We start from the raw sequence: 2,244 nt of genomic DNA on the forward strand, positions 1-2,244 counted from the left end.
CGTTCGGCTCGACCACGATCGACACTTCCGCGAACTGACCGGTACCGCCGGTCTGCTTCTTGTGGGTGTACTTGACCTCGGCCTTCTTGGTGACGCGCTCACGGAACGCAACCTGCGGCGCGCCGATGTTGGCGTCGACCTTGTAGGTGCGCTTGAGGATGTCGACCTTGATGTCGAGATGGAGTTCGCCCATGCCCTTGAGGATGGTCTGGCCGGACTCCTGGTCGGTCGACACGCGGAAGGACGGATCCTCCGCGGCGAGCTTGGCCAGCGCCACGCCCAGCTTTTCCTGGTCGGCCTTGGACTTCGGCTCGATCGCGATCTCGATGACCGGCTCGGGGAATTCCATCTTCTCCAGGATCACCTGCTTGTCGGGATCGCACAGCGTGTCACCGGTGCGCGCTTCCTTCAGGCCGGCCAGCGCGACGATGTCGCCGGCATAGGCTTCCTTGATGTCCTCGCGGTTGTTCGCATGCATCAGCAGCATGCGCCCGATGCGCTCCTTCTTCTCGCGCGTCGAGTTCACGACACCGGTGCCGCTCTGCAGGATGCCCGAGTAGATGCGGCAGAAGGTGATGGTGCCGACGAACGGGTCGTCCATGATCTTGAACGCGAGCAGCGCGAGCGGCTCCTTGTCGTCGGCCTTGCGCACGACCTCGTTGCCGCGGTCGTCGGTGCCCTTGATCGCAGGCACGTCGATCGGCGACGGCAGATAGTCGACGACGGCGTCGAGCAGCGGCTGCACGCCCTTGTTCTTGAAGGCCGAGCCGCACAGCACGGGATAGAACGCGCCGGTCAGCACCGCCTTGCGGATCAGCCGCTTCAGCGTCGCTTCGTCCGGCTCGTTGCCGTCGAGGAAGGCGGCCAATGCGTCGTCGTCGAGCTCGACGGCGGCTTCCACCATCTTCTCGCGGTATTCCTTGGCCTGCTCGACGAGATCTTCCGGGATGTCGACATAGTCGAACTTCGCGCCGAGCGATTCATCGTTCCAGACGATACCCTTCATCTTCACGAGGTCGACGAGCCCCTTGAAGTTGTTCTCGGCACCGATCGGAAGCTGGATCGCGATCGGCTTGGCGCCGAGGCGGTCGACGATGTCGGACAGGCACTTGAAGAAGTCGGCGCCGGTCTTGTCCATCTTGTTGGCGAAGACGATGCGCGGAACCTTGTACTTGTCGCCCTGGCGCCAGACGGTCTCGGTCTGGGGCTCGACGCCCTGGTTCGAGTCGAGCACGCAGACGGCGCCGTCGAGCACGCGCAGCGAACGCTCGACTTCGATGGTGAAATCGACGTGGCCGGGGGTGTCGATGATGTTCAGGCGCTTGCCGGCCCAGAAGGCGGTGGTCGCAGCCGAGGTGATCGTGATGCCACGCTCCTGCTCCTGCTCCATCCAGTCCATCGTCGCGGCACCTTCGTGCACTTCGCCGATCTTGTGGCTCTTGCCGGTGTAATAGAGGATGCGCTCGGTCGTCGTCGTCTTGCCGGCGTCGATATGCGCCATGATACCGAAGTTACGGTAGTCCTCGATGGCATGTTGGCGGGGCATGGGGTGTTCCTTGCGAGTCCGTTTGTTTCGCCGTTACCAGCGATAGTGCGAGAAGGCGCGGTTGGCTTCCGCCATCCGGTGCACGTCTTCACGCTTCTTGACGGCGTTCCCGCGGTTGTTCGATGCGTCCAGCAGCTCAGCCGAAAGCCGCTCGGTCATCGTCTTCTCGTTGCGCTCGCGCGCGGCCGAGATCAGCCAGCGGATGCCCAGCGCCTGCCGGCGGGTGGAGCGAACTTCGACCGGAACCTGGTAGGTCGCGCCGCCGACGCGGCGGGAACGAACCTCGATCGTCGGCATGACGTTCTCGAGCGCCTGCTCGAACACGCCGAGCGGGTTCTGCTTGGTCTTGGTTTCGATGATGCCAAACGCACCGTAGACGATGCCTTCGGCGACCGACTTCTTGCCGGCGTACATCACCGAGTTCATGAACTTCGTGACGATGATGTTCCCGAACTTCGGATCCGGGAGAACTTCGCGCTTTTCCGCTGAGTGGCGACGAGACATTGAGCTGGTTCCCGCTTACTTCGGACGCTTGGCGCCGTATTTCGAACGACGCTGCTTACGGTTCTTGACGCCCTGGGTATCCAGAACGCCGCGGAGGATGTGGTAGCGCACGCCGGGCAAGTCCTTGACGCGGCCGCCGCGGATCATGACCACCGAGTGCTCCTGAAGGTTATGGCCCTCACCCGGGATGTAGC

2 protein-coding genes and 1 pseudogene are annotated in these 2,244 nt (G+C 63.2%); all 3 read right to left on the bottom strand.

Features of this window, described 5'->3' with window-relative positions; genetic code table 11:
* On the bottom strand, positions 1-1,546 hold a 1,546-nt coding region (gene fusA / locus AC1D00_RS37520), incomplete at its 3' end, for an elongation factor G (protein WP_477014140.1).
* A 33-nt stretch (positions 1,547-1,579) separates the two neighbouring features.
* On the bottom strand, positions 1,580-2,050 hold the full coding sequence (gene rpsG, locus AC1D00_RS37525; protein ID WP_027520967.1) for a 30S ribosomal protein S7: 471 nt from the start codon (positions 2,048-2,050) through the stop codon (positions 1,580-1,582).
* A 15-nt stretch (positions 2,051-2,065) separates the two neighbouring features.
* Positions 2,066-2,244: pseudogene (rpsL, locus tag AC1D00_RS37530) on the bottom strand (30S ribosomal protein S12); the annotation flags it as partial.

The sequence above is a fragment of the Bradyrhizobium sp. P2_E8 genome (assembly GCF_056403875.1).